Source organism: Sinomonas atrocyanea (genome assembly GCF_030812675.1).
GTDB classification, from domain to species: Bacteria; Actinomycetota; Actinomycetes; order Actinomycetales; family Micrococcaceae; genus Sinomonas; species Sinomonas atrocyanea_B.
The window spans coordinates 434,809-449,640 of the sequence record NZ_JAUSTE010000002.1; the positions used below are offsets into that span (position 1 = coordinate 434,809).

A 14,832-nucleotide genomic window follows, 5' to 3' on the forward strand; every position below is an offset into this window, starting at 1 on the left:
CGCATGGCTGAGACGAGTGGGGCGAAGACCAGCACAGCGAAGAGCACCGAGGAGAAGGTGGCGGCCCTCCAGAAGGGCTACACGTTCGAGGGCGCCACGATCGCCCTCGGCGCCGCCATCGTGGACGGCGAGGTGCGGCCCGAGGCCCAGGTCGCCCTCCCGCTGGGCATGATGAACCGCCACGGGCTCGTGGCCGGCGCCACCGGCACCGGGAAGACGGTCACGCTGCACATGATGGCGGAGCAGCTCTCCTCCGCGGGGGTGCCCGTGTTCCTCGCGGACATCAAGGGCGACCTCTCGGGCCTCGCCGCCCCCGGCGCTGGCGGGGAGAAGCTGCTCGCCCGGACCCGGGGCATCGGGCAGGAGTGGGAGGCGGCGTCGTTCCCCGTCGAGTACCTCGCCCTCGGCGGCGACGGCGCCGGGGTGCCGGTGCGCGCCACCGTGACCTCGTTCGGGCCGATCCTGCTCTCCCGCGTCATGGAGCTGAACGAGACGCAGGAGTCGAGCCTCACGCTCATCTTCCACTTCGCCGACCAGCACCAGCTCGAACTCGTGGACCTCAAGGATCTCCGCGCCGTCATCCAGTTCCTGACCTCGGACGAGGGCAAGGACGAGCTCGAGAACCTCGGCGGGCTCTCCAAGGCCACGGCCGGGGTGATCCTGCGCGAGCTCGTGGGACTCGAGGCAGCGGGCCTGGAGAAGTTCTTCGGCGAGCCGGAGTTCGACACCGCCGAGCTCCTCCGCACAGCCCCGGACGGCCGGGGCGTCATCACCTGCCTCGAGCTGCCGAGCCTGCAGGGCAGGCCGGTCCTGTTCTCGACGTTCCTCATGTGGCTGCTCGCGGACCTCTTCCACGACCTGCCCGAGATGGGCGATGTGGACAAGCCCAAGCTCGTGTTCTTCCTCGACGAGGCCCACCTGCTCTTCAACGGCGCCACCAAGGCGTTCCTGGACGCGATCACCCAGACGGTGCGCCTCATCCGCTCCAAGGGCGTGGGCATCTTCTTCGTCACGCAGACACCCAAGGACGTCCCGGCGGACGTGCTCGGCCAGCTCGCGAACCGGGTCCAGCACGCCCTGCGGGCCTTCACTCCCGATGACGCGAAGGCGCTCAAGGCCACGGTGTCCACCTTCCCCGTGAGCGACTACGACCTCGAGGAGGTCCTGACGTCCGCGGGCATCGGCGAGGCCGTGGTCACCGTCATGAACGAGAACGGGGCGCCCACGCCGGTGGCCCTGACCCGCATGCGCGCCCCCGGCTCGGTCGTGGGCCCGGCCGACGCCGCCCTCGTCGCCGCCACGGTGCAGGCGTCGCCCCTCCTGCCGAGGTACGGGACCGCCGTCGACGGCGTCTCCGCCTACGAGAAGCTCCAGCAGCAGGAGGCCGCCGCATCCGCCGCACCGGTGCCCGGGCCGGCCCAGCCGCCCCCGCCGCTCCCCTCGCCGCGCCTCGAGCCGCCCGCTCCGTCGCGGAGGGACGACGGCGGCGGGGTCGCCGACGAGGTGATGGGCGCCCTGGGCGGCGCCCTCGGCAGCGGCCTGCGCTCGATGATCCGCTCCGCCGGCACGCAGCTCGGACGGGACCTCATGCGCAGCGTCTTCGGCACTGCACCCCGGCGCCGCCGCTGAGGGGTCCCACCCGCCCGTTGGTAGGGTGTAGCGATGCAGACCAGCCCCGCTCTCCTCCGGACCGCCGCCGCCTGGCTGCTGGCCCTCGTGCTGGCCATCGTCGCCTCGGTCGTGGCGGTCACCCTCGTCAAGAACACGGTTGCCGGGCCCGCAGAGCCGGTGCGCGCGTACATCGATGCCCTCCGGGACGGCGACGGCGGCTCCGCCCTCGGGCTCCTGCACGCGAAGGTCCCGTCCGGGAGTGCCGCCGTGCTCAGCGGCGGCCCGCTCAAGGACTCCATGAGCCGGGTCAAGGACATCGCCTACGAGACGGCCTCGGCCGACGGCGACCGCGCGGCCGTCACGGTGCACTACACGGTGGAGGGCCAGGCGCACGAGACCCGGTTCTCGATCGAGCGCACGGGCACCGACTGGCTCTTCTTCCCCCGCTGGTCCATCGCCCCGGGCACCCTGCCCACCATCGACGCCACGGTCGTGAACTCGACCCGGGCCACCCTCAACGGCGCCACGGTCAACATGCCGGGGGGCCACAACACGTTCCCCGTGTTCTTCCCGGGCTCCTACGTGGGCTCCCTCTCCGGGCAGCAGTTCGAGGCCGACCCGCGCTCGGTCGTCGTGACCTCGCCCGGCACCAGCACGCCGCTCAACCTCGCCACCAAGGCAACGCCCCAGCTCGTCTCGGCCATCGGCGCCAAGATCCACGGCTACCTCGACGACTGCGCCAAGACCGCGACCCAGCAGCAGCGGCTCCAGCCCGCCTGCCCCTTCTCCCTGGCGACCAACACCAGCATCAAGGACGGCACCATCGCGTGGTCGGTGTCCGCCTATCCCCAGGTCTCGGTCGAGCCGTACCAGGGACGCTGGACCCTCGCACCGCTCAAGGGCAGGGCGCACCTGAACGCCACGGCGATCGACCTCTTCACCGGAGCAGCCTCGCCCCTGTCTGCGGACGTGGACTTCGACTTCGGAGCGCGGCTGGATGTCTCGGACAGCGCGATCACAGTGACCCCGCAGCTCAAGTAGCGCGCCTGACCCGGCCCGCGCCGGCCTCCGCAGCAGATCGAGGGGCCGCCGGACGCACGACGGCGGGCCGGTCACCGTGAGGCGACCGGCCCGCCGTCGTGCGCGGGGAGACGTCAGTCGAGGCCGCGGAGGTCCAGGGTCAGGTCCGAGTCGGCGCCGTCCCGCAGCACGACGGGGATCCCCCAGTCCTGCTGGTACAGGTGGCAGGCGGCGTGGTCCGGGATCTCCTCGCCGGGAGCGCCGTCGCAGGCGGCGGCCCGGGCGGTGATGTGCAGGACGCCCTCGGCCACCTCGGGGTTGAGCTCGAGTGTGCGTGCGAGGCCCTGGGCAGTGCCGCCGCCGCCGAGGAGCAGTTCGGCGGGGGTCGAGGAGACCTTGAGCTGGGTCGGGTCGCCCCAGCGGTCGTCGAGCTTCTGGCCGGTGGGGGCGGCGAAGCGCACCGTGAGCGCGAGCGGGCCGGCGGCCACGGGGGTCTTCGGGCGCTGGGTCTGGCGCTCGCCCTCGTCGACCTGCTGGGCGTCCTTCGGGATCGGCAGGAGGACCAGTTCGTGCCGGTTCGTCTCGGTGACCAGGAGCAGCGCCTCGCCGTCGGCGGGGGTGACCACCACGACGTCGGCCGGCTCGGCGAGCCCGCGCGCGAGGGTCGTCACTGCGCCCACGCCGTCCGCGTCCTCCCCGCTCCTGCCGGAGGGGTCGTACCGGCGCACGGCGCCGTTGTAGGTGTCGGCCACGGCGACGGAGCCGTCGGGGAGCACCGCGACGCCGAGGGGATGCTGGAGGCGTGCCGTGTCCGCCGCGCCGTCGCGGAAGCCGAAGTCGAACAGGCCGCGCCCCACCGCCGTCTCGACGGTCACCGTGGGCTGGCCGTTGCCGCCCGCGTCGCCGAGGCGCAGGCGGCGCAGCGCGGAGGTCTCCGAGTCGGCGACCCACAGGTCCCCCGACGGGTCCACGGCCAGGCCGGAGGGCTGGGCGAACCAGGCCTGGGGGGCCGGGCCGTCGAGCAGGCCCTCGAGGCCGGACCCGGCGAGGATCGCCACGGCGCCGGTGAGCGGGTCGAACGTGAAGATCTGGTGCGTGCCGGCCATCGCGACGACGACCTTCTGCAGCTTCTCGCTCCAGACCACGTCCCACGGGGAGGAGAGGGAGACGTTGGTGCCGTGGCCGAGGTAGCCGATGTCCTCGATGTCGCCGGCGTAGACGTCGTGGGGCGCGCCGCCGGCTCCATCGGCCGCGCGGGCTTCCGCGTCGGGGCCGGCCTTGGCCCATGTGCCCGCGCCGTCGCCGTTGACCCGGGCGGGCCCGGCGTCCAGGAGCCGCTGGACCCCGTTGCCGGCGAGGGTCTGCACGTGGCCGGAGCTGAGGGTCACGCCGCGGAGGCGGTGGTTGACGGTGTCGGCGACGACGGCCTCGTACCCGGTCTGCCACGCGACCGAGGCCGGCAGGACGGCGACGCCCTGCGGCTCGTTGAACTGCGCGGCCTCGGCCTGCCCGTCGAGGTACCCCTTCGTGCCGGAGCCGATCACGCGCTCCACGGTCTCGAGGTCGGGACGGAGCTCGACGAGGCGGTGGTGGCCGGTGTCGACCACGAGGTAGTTGCCGTTCTCGAGGGGAACGGTCTGGCCGGGGAACCGCAGGGTGCCGGCGGTGGGCTCGGGCGCCACATAGGGGCCGTCGCCGCGGTGCAGCGTGCCCTTGGCCTCGTGCTCGGCGACGAGCTCCTCGATGAGCACGCCCAAGCCGCCGGCGTGGCCCTCGCCGGAGAGGTGGGCGACGATGTAGCCCTCGGGATCGACCACCACGAGCGTGGGCCACGCACGGGCGGTGTAGGCCTGCCACGTGAGGAGGTCGGGGTCGTCGAGGACGGGGTGGTGGATGTCGTAGCGCTCCACGGCGGCGGCGAGGGCAACCGGGTCCGCCTCATGCTCGAACTTGGGCGAGTGGACGCCCACGGTGACCAGGACGTCCCGGTACTTCTCCTCGAGCGGGCGGAGCTCGTCGAGGACGTGGAGGCAGTTGATGCAGCAGAACGTCCAGAAGTCGAGGAGCACGATCTTCCCGCGCAGGGCGGCGAGGTCGAGGTCCCTGCCCCCGGTGTTGAGCCAGGCGCGGCCGCCGAGCTCGCTGGCCCGGACCTTGCGGGAGGTCCGCAGGGCGTCCGCGCTGCGCTGTTCCTCGGTGGATTCTGCGGTCACTGGCTCTCCTTCTTGCGGCACATCGTCTCGGGCGCGGCAATGCGATGCGCGCCCTTGGGGTTCAACCCCATTATCCCGGGCATTCTTCCGCGCATGACGCCGTGTGTCCGCGCGGGGGCGACCTAGCGGCCCTGGGCCTCGTCGCGCTCCTGCAGTTTGGTGAACATGGCGTTGTACGCGTCGAGGTCGGCATCGTGGTTCCGGTCGGCGGCGCGGTCGCTGCGGCGGGTCTCGCGGGCGTCGGACCTGGACCACATGACGGCCACGCCGATCGCCACGACCAGGGTCGGGATCTCCCCGATCCCCCAGGCGACGCCGCCGCCGGTCTGCTGGTCGACGATCGCCGAGGCGCCCCACGGGCGGCCGAGATTGCCGAAGAAACTGGGCTCGAGCAGGACGTTCGAGCCCATGAGCGTCACGCCGAAGAACGCGTGGAAGGCCATGGTGGCGAGCAGCAGCACGAGCCGCATCGGGTAGGGGAAGCGCCGCGGGAGCGGGTCGGAGCCGATCATGGTCAGCACGAAGATGTACCCGGTCAGCGTGAAGTGCAGGTTCATGAGCTCGTGGCCCACGTGGTCGCGCATCGCGTACCCGAACAGGTCCGAGTAGTAGAAGAGGATGATCGAACCGGCGAAGTTGGCGGCCGCGAACAGCGGGTTCGTGACGAGCTGGGACCACTTCGAGTGCACGAAAACGAGCAGCCACTCGCGCAGCCCGCGGCTGCCGTCGCGCCGCGGCGTGAGCGCCTTGAGCGCGAGGGTCACGGGCGAGCCGAGCACGAGGAAGATCGGCGCGACCATCATGAGCATCATGTGGTCCACCATGTGTGCGGAGAACAGCACGCGCCCGTACACCGCGGGCGGGCCGCTCGTGATGTACGTGAGCACCATCAGGCCGGCGAACCAGGACAGCGCCCGCGCCCAGTGCCAGGAGTCGCCGCGCCGGGCCACCTTGAGCATGCCGAGCGCGTAGGCGACCGCCCCGAACACCGCCACGGCGATCCAGAGCCAGTCTGCGCGCCACTCGGTCAGCCACCGCGAGGCCGTGAGCTCGGGCGGGAGCTCGTAGCCGGTGAGGATGAACGCGGGCGACGCGTCGGGGGCGAACGTGGTCGGCTCGGGCGGGGCGGAGCGGGACAGCGCCACGGCGAGGCCTGAGACCGCGCCCATGACGACGGCCTCGACCCCGACCAGCTGCCACAGCACGCGCCGGGCGGAGGCGCCGCGGCCCAGCTGCGGGATGACCCACTGGCGGTGCATGAACCCGATGCCGCCGAGCACCACGGCGAGGGTGGCCTTGGCGAGGATGAGCTGGCCGTAGGCGGACGTGACCAGGTCGCCGAGGTTCGGCAGCCGGATGAGCGCGTTGATGACGCCGGAGGCCACCACGAGCAGGAAGGCGAAGAGCGCGAGCGCGGAGAAGCGCCGCAGGGTCGCCTCGGTCGCGTCGGCCGCGCGCACGACGCCGCGTCCCCGGCTCCCGCCGGCCGCGGCACCGGCGCGGTCCCCGCCGTCGGGCCCTCCGGCGAGGGTGCGGCCCAGCAGGGCCAGGACGGCGATGCCGCCGACCCACAGGGTCGCGCCGACCAGGTGCAGGAAGAGCGAGTTGACGGCGCCCTCGTGGTCGCTCGAGCTCGCGGAGTGGCCGATCAGCGCCATGGGGACGAGGCCGATCACGGCGAGGATGCCGGTGAGGGCGAGCCCGGTCAGCGAGCGGACGGCGAACAGGAGCGTGGCGACCACGGCGGCGATGATCACGGTGACCAGCCAGGCGCGGCCCACGTCGAGGTTGGTCATGAAGTACACGAGCTGGTTCGTGTAGTCCGAGCCGCCGGAGAGGGGCTGCCCCACGAGGTCCGAGTGGGTGAGCACCAGCACCGCGATGGCGCTGAGGGTCCAGGCCACGGCGCCGCCGGTGGCCGCGCGCAGGGCGCGGGAGAAGGCGGGGTGCTCCTCGGCGCCGGGATCCCCCGGCGAGCCGGCGACGGGACGGGCGTCGGCGGTCGCCCCGTGGGAGCGCTGGGGTCGGGCGGTGTGCGGCAGGATCCCGACGGCGAACGTGATGCCCCCGATCACCAGGGCGAGGGAGAGGTTGAGCACCGTCTTGGCGACGGGCAGCCCCCACCGCACGAGGGCCCCGGGGTCGAGGACCTGGCGGGCCGCGGCGGCCCCGGAGAACGTGAGGCCGGCCACGACGGCGGCGACGGCGACGGCCAGCGCCGCGATCGACCACCCCCGTCCCAGGCCCCCGAGACCCGTGGGTGCGGGGTTGGCGGCGGGCGGACGGGCAGGCGGGGCAGAACGTGGCACCACACCATTGTCCCCTACCCCGCTGGGCTCCCGCGGGGAGGGGCAGACGCCGGGAGGGGGCAGCGGCGGGATGCCGCTGCCCCCTCCCGGGGTGGTCTTGGGGCGAAGTGCCTACTTGCCAGAGGCAGCGGCCTTCAGCTTGGAGCCGGCCGTCAGCTTGACGCTGTGCCCAGCCGGGATCTCGATCGCGGCGCCGGTCTGCGGGTTGCGGCCGGTGCGGGCGGCACGCTCGGTGCGCTCGACGGCGAGCCAGCCGGGGATGCTGACCTTCTCACCTTTGGAAACGGAGGTCTCGAAGACCTCGAACAGTGCGTCGAGCACACCGTTGACTGCAGCCTGGCTGAGGCTGGTCTTGCCGGCGACCTCTGCAACCAGCTCGCTACGGTTCTTAGCCATGTGTCCTCCTGGACGTCTTGGTTATCCACGTCAGCCCTCAGCCTGTTCGCCGGGGGCTGCTGTTACGGCAACTTACCAGTTAACCCGGGCAGGGCCAGCAGATTCCCGCGTGTTTCCGGGCATTTTGGCCCGTTTTGGGATCCGGCGGAGCCCAATCGGGCAGATCTGGGGGCGTTACTCCCAGTTGGCGGTCCGGCGACGCCGCCTCCCGCGTGAATGCTGGGCTGGGCGTGGTGCGCGGGCCGGCACCGCGCCGTGCCCACCGCCCGGCCGGCCGCTACCGTGGAGGCGTGCCCGATGCGACTCCCCTGACCCCGGCCCAGCGCGCCCTCGTCGATGCCTGGTTCCCGGGCTGGGCCTTCGAGGAGGACCTGTCCTGGGGGCTGCAGGGCATCGCGGTGCTCCGCCTTGCGACGGCGGCGGGCCCCGTGGTGGTCAAGGCCTCCGCGACGCAGCACCACCTGGTGCGGGAGGCCCGCGCCCACCGGCAGATGACCGGGCCGCTGCTGGCCCTGGAGCCGCCCCGTGCCGCGCGTCTGCTCCACGCGGACACCCGGGCCGGCGTGGTTGCCGCCACGTGGCTGCCGGGGAGCCTCGTCGCGGGCGGCCCGCACGAGCGCTCGCCCGAGGTGTTTCGGCAGGCCGGCGAGCTCCTGGCCCGGGTGCATGTGCCCAGGGAGCAGACCACGGGCTACGACGCCGCCGTCCTGAACAAGGTCGGCGACTTCCTCGCCCGCGCGTCCGGCCTCGCCCCGCCGGACCACCTGCGCGCGGCCGGCCGCCTCGCCGCCGCGCACCGCGCCGCACCGCGCTGGCTGTCCGCCACGCACGGCGACTACAGCCCTCGGAACTGGGTGCTCGACGGCGACCCCTCTTCGGGCGCCCTCCTGCGCGTCATCGACTGGGGCCGGTCCGGCTACCGGCCCTGGGTCACCGATCTCGTCCGCCTCGAGCACCAGTGGTTCCAGCCGGCCGTGGGCCCGGATTCCGGCTCCGGCGGAGACGCCGGGACGCACGACGGCGGTGGGCTGCGGGCGGCGTTCTACGCCGGCTACGGACGTGACCCGGCCGAGGAGCCCGACTCGTGGCGGCTGGACAACCTCCTGCAGGCGCTCGGCACCATCGTGTGGTCCCGCGAGGTCGGCGACGCCGCGTTCGAGGAGGAGGGGCGGCGCATGCTTGCCCGGGTCATCGACTGGTTCGCCTGACCGGCCGCTCAGACGGCGGCCGGCCGGTGCCCCTGCTTGGCGAGCTGGATCTGCTCGTACACGTGGTGGCGCAGCTCGGTGAAGCGCGGCAGGGCGCGCGTCTCAAGCTGGTCCCGCTCGGCCGGCAGGTCGATCACGAGGTCCTCCTGCACCACCGTAGGCGAGGAGGAGAGGATGATGACGCGCTGGCCGAGGTAGACGGACTCGTCGATGTCGTGTGTGACGAACAGGACCGTGACGCCGAGGTCCTTCCAGATCCGGCGGATGAGGTCCTCGAGGTCCGCGCGGGTCTGGGCATCCACGGCAGCGAACGGCTCGTCCATGAGCAGCACCTCGGGCTGGTAGGCCACGGCGCGGGCGATCGCCACGCGCTGCTGCATGCCGCCCGAGAGCTGCCAGGGGTAGGAGCGGGGAACGTGCGCGAGCCCCACGGCCTCGAGCGCCTGGGCCACGAGCTTCTCGCGCTCCGCCTTGGGCACGCCGGCGTTCTTGAGCGGGAGCTCCACGTTGTCCCTCACGCGCAGCCACGGGAAGAGCGAGCGGCCGTACTCCTGGAACACCACGGCCATCTTCTTGGGCGGCCCGGTGACCTTCTTCCCGTCGAGGATCACGTCGCCCTCAGTGGTGCCGAGGAGCCCGGCGATGCACTTGAGCAGAGTGGTCTTGCCGGACCCGGACGGGCCCACGATGCACGCGAGCTCGTTGTGGCCCAGGTCGAAGGTGAGGTCCCGGACGGCCTCGATGGCGCCGGCGTCGGTGTGGTAGACCTTCTTGACCCCGCGGACGGAGAGGAGGGCCTCGCCGTCGGGGAGGGTGCGGCCGCGGGGGATGGTCGGGGACTGGTCAGGCTGCATTCTCTACCTCTTTGAGGCCGTTGTACCAGCGGAGCACGATCCGCTGGATCCACTGGAAGATGAGGGACATGGCGACCCCGATGAGGCCGAGCACCACGATGCCGGACCACATCTCGGGGATCGCGAACGACCGCTGGAACTGCACGATCGCGAAGCCGAGGCCGGACGAGGACGCGAACATCTCGGAGATGACCATGAGGATCAGGCCGATCGAGAGGCACTGGCGCACGCCGGCGAAGATCTGCGGGGCCGCCGAGGGCAGGATCTGGTACCTGACCCGGGCCAGCCCGGTGATCCCGTACGAGCGGGTGGTCTCGTTCTGCACCGGGTCGATGGCGCGCACGCCCTCGATGGTGTTGAGCAGGACCGGCCACACGCACCCGGAGACGATGACGGCGACCTTCATCGAGTCGTTGATGCCCACCAGGAGCATCAGCACGGGCACGAGGACGGGCGGCGGGATGGCGCGGAAGAACTCGAACACGGGCTCGGTGAGCGCCCTGAGCACCGGGCTGAGTCCCACGAGGAGGCCGAGCACGATGCCGAGGACGATCGCGACGGCGAGCCCGGAGAGGAGCCGCAGGATGCTCGGCAGCACGTCGGAGACGAGCCGGTCCCCGAACCAGGTGGCCGGGAACTTCTCGATCAGGGTGGCCGGGGTCGGGACGAAGAAGTTCGGGGCCCCGGACGTCGCGGCCCACCACAGGGCGACGAGCAGGACCGGGAGCCCGATCCCGTAGAGCAGGGTCTTGAGGGCCTTCATGCCGCGACCTCCCCGCGGATCGAGGGATGCCAGGACAGGACCCGCCGCTCGACCCAGCGGGCGGCGAGGTTGACCACGACGCCGAGCAGGCCCGTGGCGAGGATGAGGGCGTACATGCCGGAGATCGCGCCTCCGGACTGCGCGAGCGCGATCTCCCGGCCGAGGCCGGGCGAGCCGATGACGAGCTCGGCGGTGATCGCGAGGATCAGGGCCACCGAGGCCGCCAGGCGGACGCCGGTCATGAGGTACGGCAGCACGGTGGGGAACACGACGTCCCGCACGCGCTGCCACCAGGAGAAGCCGTAGCTCTTCGCCGTGTTCATCGCGACGGCGTCCACGTCCGCGACCCCGTAGAGCACCTGGATGAGGACCTGCCAGAAGCTCGCGTAGACCACGAGCATGAGCGTGGACTCCATCTTGATCCCGAACAGGAGCACGGCAAGGGGGATGAGCCCGACGGACGGGATGGGGCGGAGGAACTCGATGGTCGAGTTGGTGGCGCGCCGCAGGAACGTGGACATCCCGATCAGGAGGCCGAGGGCGGTCGCGAGCACGACGGCGATGGCGAGCCCGAGTGCCCACGCGGACATCGTGTCGCCCACCGCCTTCCAGAACAGGGCCAGGCCGAGGTCCTGCGCGAGGGACGCGAGCACCTCCGAGGCCGGGGGGAGGTACTGCGCCTGGACGATCCCGAGCGCGGGAGCGAGCTCCCACACCCCGAGGAAGGCGAGGATGCCCACGAAGCCGAGGACCGGCGTCGTCCATCCTGCGCGCCGCCCCGGGCGCCCCTTCGAGCGCACGGAGGCGCTCCGGGAGGCGCGCACGGAGCGGCGTGCGGCGGTCGTCTGCGTGCTCATCGCGGCAGCAGCTCGTCGAGGTTCACGGGCTTGCTGAGCGTGCCGTACTTCTGCGCGGAGTCTCCGAGCTTCTGCACGGCCGCCCGGTCGAACGCGCTGCGGTACAGCGGCAGGTTCATGGTGGCCCGGGTCGCGGCATCGATCTTCGTGTAGGTCCCCACGATGTCCCTGACCTCCTGCGGGTGGGCCTGGGCATACTCGAGCGACTTGTTCATGGCCCGGGTGAACTTGGCGACCAGCTCCGGCTTGTTCTTGGCGGTGTCGCCGCTCGTGAAGTAGCCGCCGATGTCCAGCTTCGGATCGAACTCGACGAAGTTGTTGCTCAGCACCCGGTCGCCCGCCTTGACGCCCGCCGTGCGGAACGGGTCGAGGATCCACGCGGCATCGACCACGCCCTTGTCCAGGGCCGCCTGGGCGTCCGGGAAGGCAACCTCGACGAACTGCACCGTCGAGGGGTCGCCGCCGGCCTTCTCGATCACCGACTTGATGGTCGTGTCCCCGATGTTGGCGAGGTTGTTGACCGAGACCTTCTTGCCGGCGAGGTCCTTCGCCGTCGTGATCGGGGAGTCGCCTTTGACGAGGACCGCGCCGAATTCCTTCGCGGGGTCCCCGGTCGACGACGCGCCGTCCGCGACGAAGCGCATGTCCAGCCCCTTGTCGCGGGCGACCATGACCGAGATGAGGTTCGAGAACGCGAAGTCGTAGCTGCCGGACTGGACGCCCGGCACGATCGCGGAGCCGCCGGTGGCGGTCTGGATGTCCAGGTCGAGGCCCTCGTCGGCGAAGAAGCCCTTCGACTTGCCGAGCCAGATCGGGGCCGTGTCGACGATCGGGATGACACCGACGGTGATCTTCTGCGCCTGGCCCCCGCCAGCCGCGGCCGCCTGGGTGCCTCCGCTGGGCGAGCCGGAGCCGCACGCGGCCAGGGTGAGGATGGTCAGCGCTGCGGCAGCTGCCGTCGCGACGCGCTTGATCATGGTGTGTGCCTTTCAGGACCCGGGTGCGAGCCGGTCACTTGACGAGGATCGAGTCGACCGAGGGCTGCTTCGACACGAACTTGTACTTGAGCATGAGGTTGCCCAGGTCGGTGAGCTGCTGCTCGCGCAGGTCGGCGGACATCTGCTCCATGTTCAGCTTCTGGGCTGCGGCGGGGTCGATCTTGAGGAACGTGCCGGCGGCCGCCTTGAAGCCCTGCTGGTCCTTCTGGACGGCGTCGAGCGTGGTCTGCATGGCCTTCTGGAACTTCTGGACCGTCTCCGGGTTGGACTTCGCGAAGTTGCCGGAGGTGAAGGTCACCATGGTGGGCAGCCCGGGGATGGTGACCTGGTAGGGGTAGCCGAGGAGACGGTAGTCGGGGTTGCTGAGCATCTTGGTCATGAACGGCTCCGGCACCCACGCGGCGTCGATGTTGCCGCGGTCCAGCTGCGCCTGGGCGTCCGGGAACGCGACCTCGCTGAACTTGATCGCCTTCGGGTCGGCGCCCTCCTTGGCCGCGGACTCCATGATGGTCAGGTCGCCCTGGGTGTTCACGGCGTTCACGGACACGGTCTTGCCGGCGAGGTCCTTCCACGTCTTGATCGGGGAGTCCTTCTTGACCACGACGCTCTCGATGTCGTTGCCGCTCGCGATCGAGTTGGAGAAGCCGGTGACGATCTTCATGTCGAGGCCCTTGTCCGTCGCGACGAGCACGGAGAGCGGGTTCCCGACAGCGAAGTCCATGCTGCCGGACGAGACGGCCGGGAGCATGGCGGCCCCGCCCTGCCCCGTCTGGAACTGCACGTCGAGGCCCTGCTTGGCGAAGTAGCCCTTGTCGATGCCGTACTGCACGGCGGACGAGGGCGCGATGCTCAGCACGCCGACGGTGACCTTGGTGAGCGAGCCGGAGGCGCCCTGCTGGGCGCCTCCGCCGCTGCCCGACGGCGACCCCGCGCCGCATCCGGTCAGTGCGACGGCGACGACGGCCGCTCCGGCGAGTGCCCTGGAAAGAGTCTTGAACATGACGTCTGCTCCTCGGCGCGGGGCGTCGAGTCCACGTCGACTCGGATGTGATGCACCCCACGTTCTGTATGCACCATATCTTCAACGATTGAACTAATCAACTATTGAATTGTGGGCCATCTTGTGGGTGCGGGTGCTGCGGCCAGGCGGCGGCATCCCGGCGTCGGAACCCGACGACGGCGGCGGCGACGAGCAGTGCTGCGCTCGCTGCCGCGATGCCCACGCTGGGCCAGTCGAGGCCGTTCACGAGGGGGTCGTGCCCCGAGTAGTGGTAGAACGGCAAGTACTTCTGGAGGGGCTTGAGCCAGTCGACGATCCCGCCGAGGCCGCTGACGGCGCAGGCGAGGACGACGGCCGCCACCTGGAGCCCCCGGCTCAGCCCCGGCCGGCCGGTGGCGGCGAACAGGGCCAGGCCGAAGGCGCCGAACACCAGGCCGAGGAGTCCCAGGTACGCCATGGCGGCGAACACGCGCCCGCGGGGAGGTCCAGGCCCGTCCAGGCCCCCCTCCCATACCAGCGACGCCCCCATCACCACCACGAGCACGTTCGTCAGCATGGTTCCCTCCCGAGTAGTAGGCCAGGAACGTCTCGTCGAGCTCCGCCTCGGCGCACTCGAAGTCCACGACCGCGCGGCTGCTGACCCTCTTGAGCAGGGCGTCCAGGGCGGACTGCGGGGCGCTGCAGGTCATCGTCGACCCGCGGACCGAGAGGTTCCGCACCCCGGGGATGCCCTCGAACTCCTCCGCCAGAACCCCGTCAGCGAACGAGGCTCGCACGTGGTGCAGCGACTTCCCGCTGAGGTCGGCGAGCCGCTCCACCGCGACCAGCCGGCCTTCCCGCACGACGCCGATGCGCTCGGCGACGCGCTGGACGTCGCCGAGGATGTGGGAGGAGAGGAGGACGGCGCCGCCTCCCCGGGTGTGCTCGCGCAGCAGCGCGTGGAACTCCCGCTGGACGAGGGGGTCGAGCCCGCTCGTCGGCTCGTCGAGGACGAGGAGGTGCGGCTCGGACATGAGCGCGAGGACCACGGCCAGCTTCCGGCGGTTGCCGCGCGAGAGGGTGCGGACGCGCCGCGAGAGGTCGAGTCCGAGCCTCTCGGCCACAGCCTGCGCCCGGGGCCGGTCGGCCCGGCCCCGGAGATGGCCGAGGTAGTCGATGTGCTCTAGCCCAGTGAGCCGCGGACAGAGGGCAGGCTCCCCCGGGACATACCCGCCCACGCGGGGGGGGGTGGGTGGTCTGGTGTGTTTAAGTGCGGGAGCCCCCCAACCTGGTGGTTGGGGGGCTCGACCGTGTGGTGTTGTCCGGCGGTGTCCTACTCTCCCACACCCTGGCGGGTGCAGTACCATCGGCGCTGTGGGTCTTAGCTTCCGGGTTCGGGATGGGTCCGGGCGTTTCCCCCACGCTATGGCCGCCGTAACCCTTGTACCCGTCCCTGCCCCGGGGTGGGGGTGGGTGGGTGGTCTGTGGTCACGGGTGTTTTCCGTGGATGCTATTCGGTTGTGGTGGTCTTCCCCGGGGTTTGTTGTCTGGGGACCGTATGGTGGACGCGGAGCATTGGGTGGTCTCGGCCACGCCCCCGGTGGGGGTGTGGTGTGTTGAGGTT

At 71.4% G+C, this 14,832-nt stretch carries 12 protein-coding genes, 1 rRNA gene and 1 pseudogene; 3 read left to right on the forward strand and 11 right to left on the reverse strand.

The window, feature by feature from the left end:
* The first annotated feature begins 3 nt into the window (after positions 1-3).
* Positions 4-1,629 (forward strand): helicase HerA-like domain-containing protein, encoded by a 1,626-nt coding sequence (locus J2W20_RS05795; protein ID WP_307005414.1) that lies wholly within the window; start codon positions 4-6, stop codon positions 1,627-1,629.
* A gap of 33 nt (positions 1,630-1,662) precedes the next feature.
* On the forward strand, positions 1,663-2,652 hold the full coding sequence (locus J2W20_RS05800) for a hypothetical protein (RefSeq protein WP_307005415.1): 990 nt from the start codon (positions 1,663-1,665) through the stop codon (positions 2,650-2,652).
* Positions 2,653-2,765: 113 nt separating this feature from the next.
* Here the strand turns inward: J2W20_RS05800 and J2W20_RS05805 are convergent, their stop codons facing one another.
* The 3 genes from J2W20_RS05805 to J2W20_RS05815 form a co-directional block, all read right to left on the reverse strand.
* A complete protein-coding gene (locus J2W20_RS05805) occupies positions 2,766-4,844 on the reverse strand; it encodes an NHL domain-containing thioredoxin family protein (protein WP_307005417.1) in 2,079 nt (692 codons plus the stop codon).
* 122 nt (positions 4,845-4,966) lie between these two features.
* Complete coding sequence (locus J2W20_RS05810; protein WP_373457960.1) at positions 4,967-7,153, reverse strand: cytochrome c oxidase assembly protein; 2,187 nt, start codon at positions 7,151-7,153, stop codon at positions 4,967-4,969.
* A gap of 111 nt (positions 7,154-7,264) precedes the next feature.
* Positions 7,265-7,549 (reverse strand): HU family DNA-binding protein, encoded by a 285-nt coding sequence (locus tag J2W20_RS05815; protein WP_066500613.1) that lies wholly within the window; start codon positions 7,547-7,549, stop codon positions 7,265-7,267.
* A 290-nt stretch (positions 7,550-7,839) separates the two neighbouring features.
* On the opposite strand from J2W20_RS05815, the gene J2W20_RS05820 reads away from it, so the two are divergent.
* A complete protein-coding gene (locus J2W20_RS05820; protein ID WP_307005419.1) occupies positions 7,840-8,757 on the forward strand; it encodes a phosphotransferase family protein in 918 nt (305 codons plus the stop codon).
* 8 nt (positions 8,758-8,765) lie between these two features.
* On the opposite strand, the gene J2W20_RS05825 is transcribed toward J2W20_RS05820, so the two are convergent.
* The 8 genes and pseudogenes from J2W20_RS05825 to rrf all read right to left on the reverse strand — a co-directional run bounded on the left by J2W20_RS05825 (position 8,766) and on the right by rrf (position 14,645).
* Entirely contained in the window at positions 8,766-9,611 is an 846-nt protein-coding gene (locus J2W20_RS05825; protein ID WP_307005421.1) for an ABC transporter ATP-binding protein, read from the reverse strand.
* Positions 9,601-10,374, reverse strand: coding sequence for an ABC transporter permease (locus J2W20_RS05830; protein ID WP_307005423.1), 774 nt, complete (start codon positions 10,372-10,374; stop codon positions 9,601-9,603). The genes J2W20_RS05825 and J2W20_RS05830 overlap by 11 nt, the downstream gene beginning before the upstream one ends.
* On the reverse strand, positions 10,371-11,231 hold the full coding sequence (locus tag J2W20_RS05835) for an ABC transporter permease (RefSeq protein WP_307005425.1): 861 nt from the start codon (positions 11,229-11,231) through the stop codon (positions 10,371-10,373). Before J2W20_RS05835 ends, J2W20_RS05830 begins: the two co-directional genes overlap by 4 nt.
* Positions 11,228-12,208 carry an ABC transporter substrate-binding protein gene (locus J2W20_RS05840; RefSeq protein ID WP_307005427.1) on the reverse strand — a complete coding sequence of 327 codons (981 nt, stop codon included), beginning with the start codon at positions 12,206-12,208 and terminating at the stop codon, positions 11,228-11,230. Before J2W20_RS05840 ends, J2W20_RS05835 begins: the two co-directional genes overlap by 4 nt.
* Before the next feature lie 34 nt (positions 12,209-12,242).
* Entirely contained in the window at positions 12,243-13,229 is a 987-nt protein-coding gene (locus J2W20_RS05845) for an ABC transporter substrate-binding protein (RefSeq protein WP_307005429.1), read from the reverse strand.
* A 97-nt stretch (positions 13,230-13,326) separates the two neighbouring features.
* Complete coding sequence (locus tag J2W20_RS05850; RefSeq protein WP_307005463.1) at positions 13,327-13,785, reverse strand: hypothetical protein; 459 nt, start codon at positions 13,783-13,785, stop codon at positions 13,327-13,329.
* A 388-nt stretch (positions 13,786-14,173) separates the two neighbouring features.
* Positions 14,174-14,446: pseudogene (locus tag J2W20_RS05855) on the reverse strand (ATP-binding cassette domain-containing protein); the annotation flags it as partial.
* A gap of 82 nt (positions 14,447-14,528) precedes the next feature.
* Positions 14,529-14,645 (reverse strand): 5S ribosomal RNA (rrf, locus tag J2W20_RS05860).
* Positions 14,646-14,832: the final 187 nt, after the last annotated feature.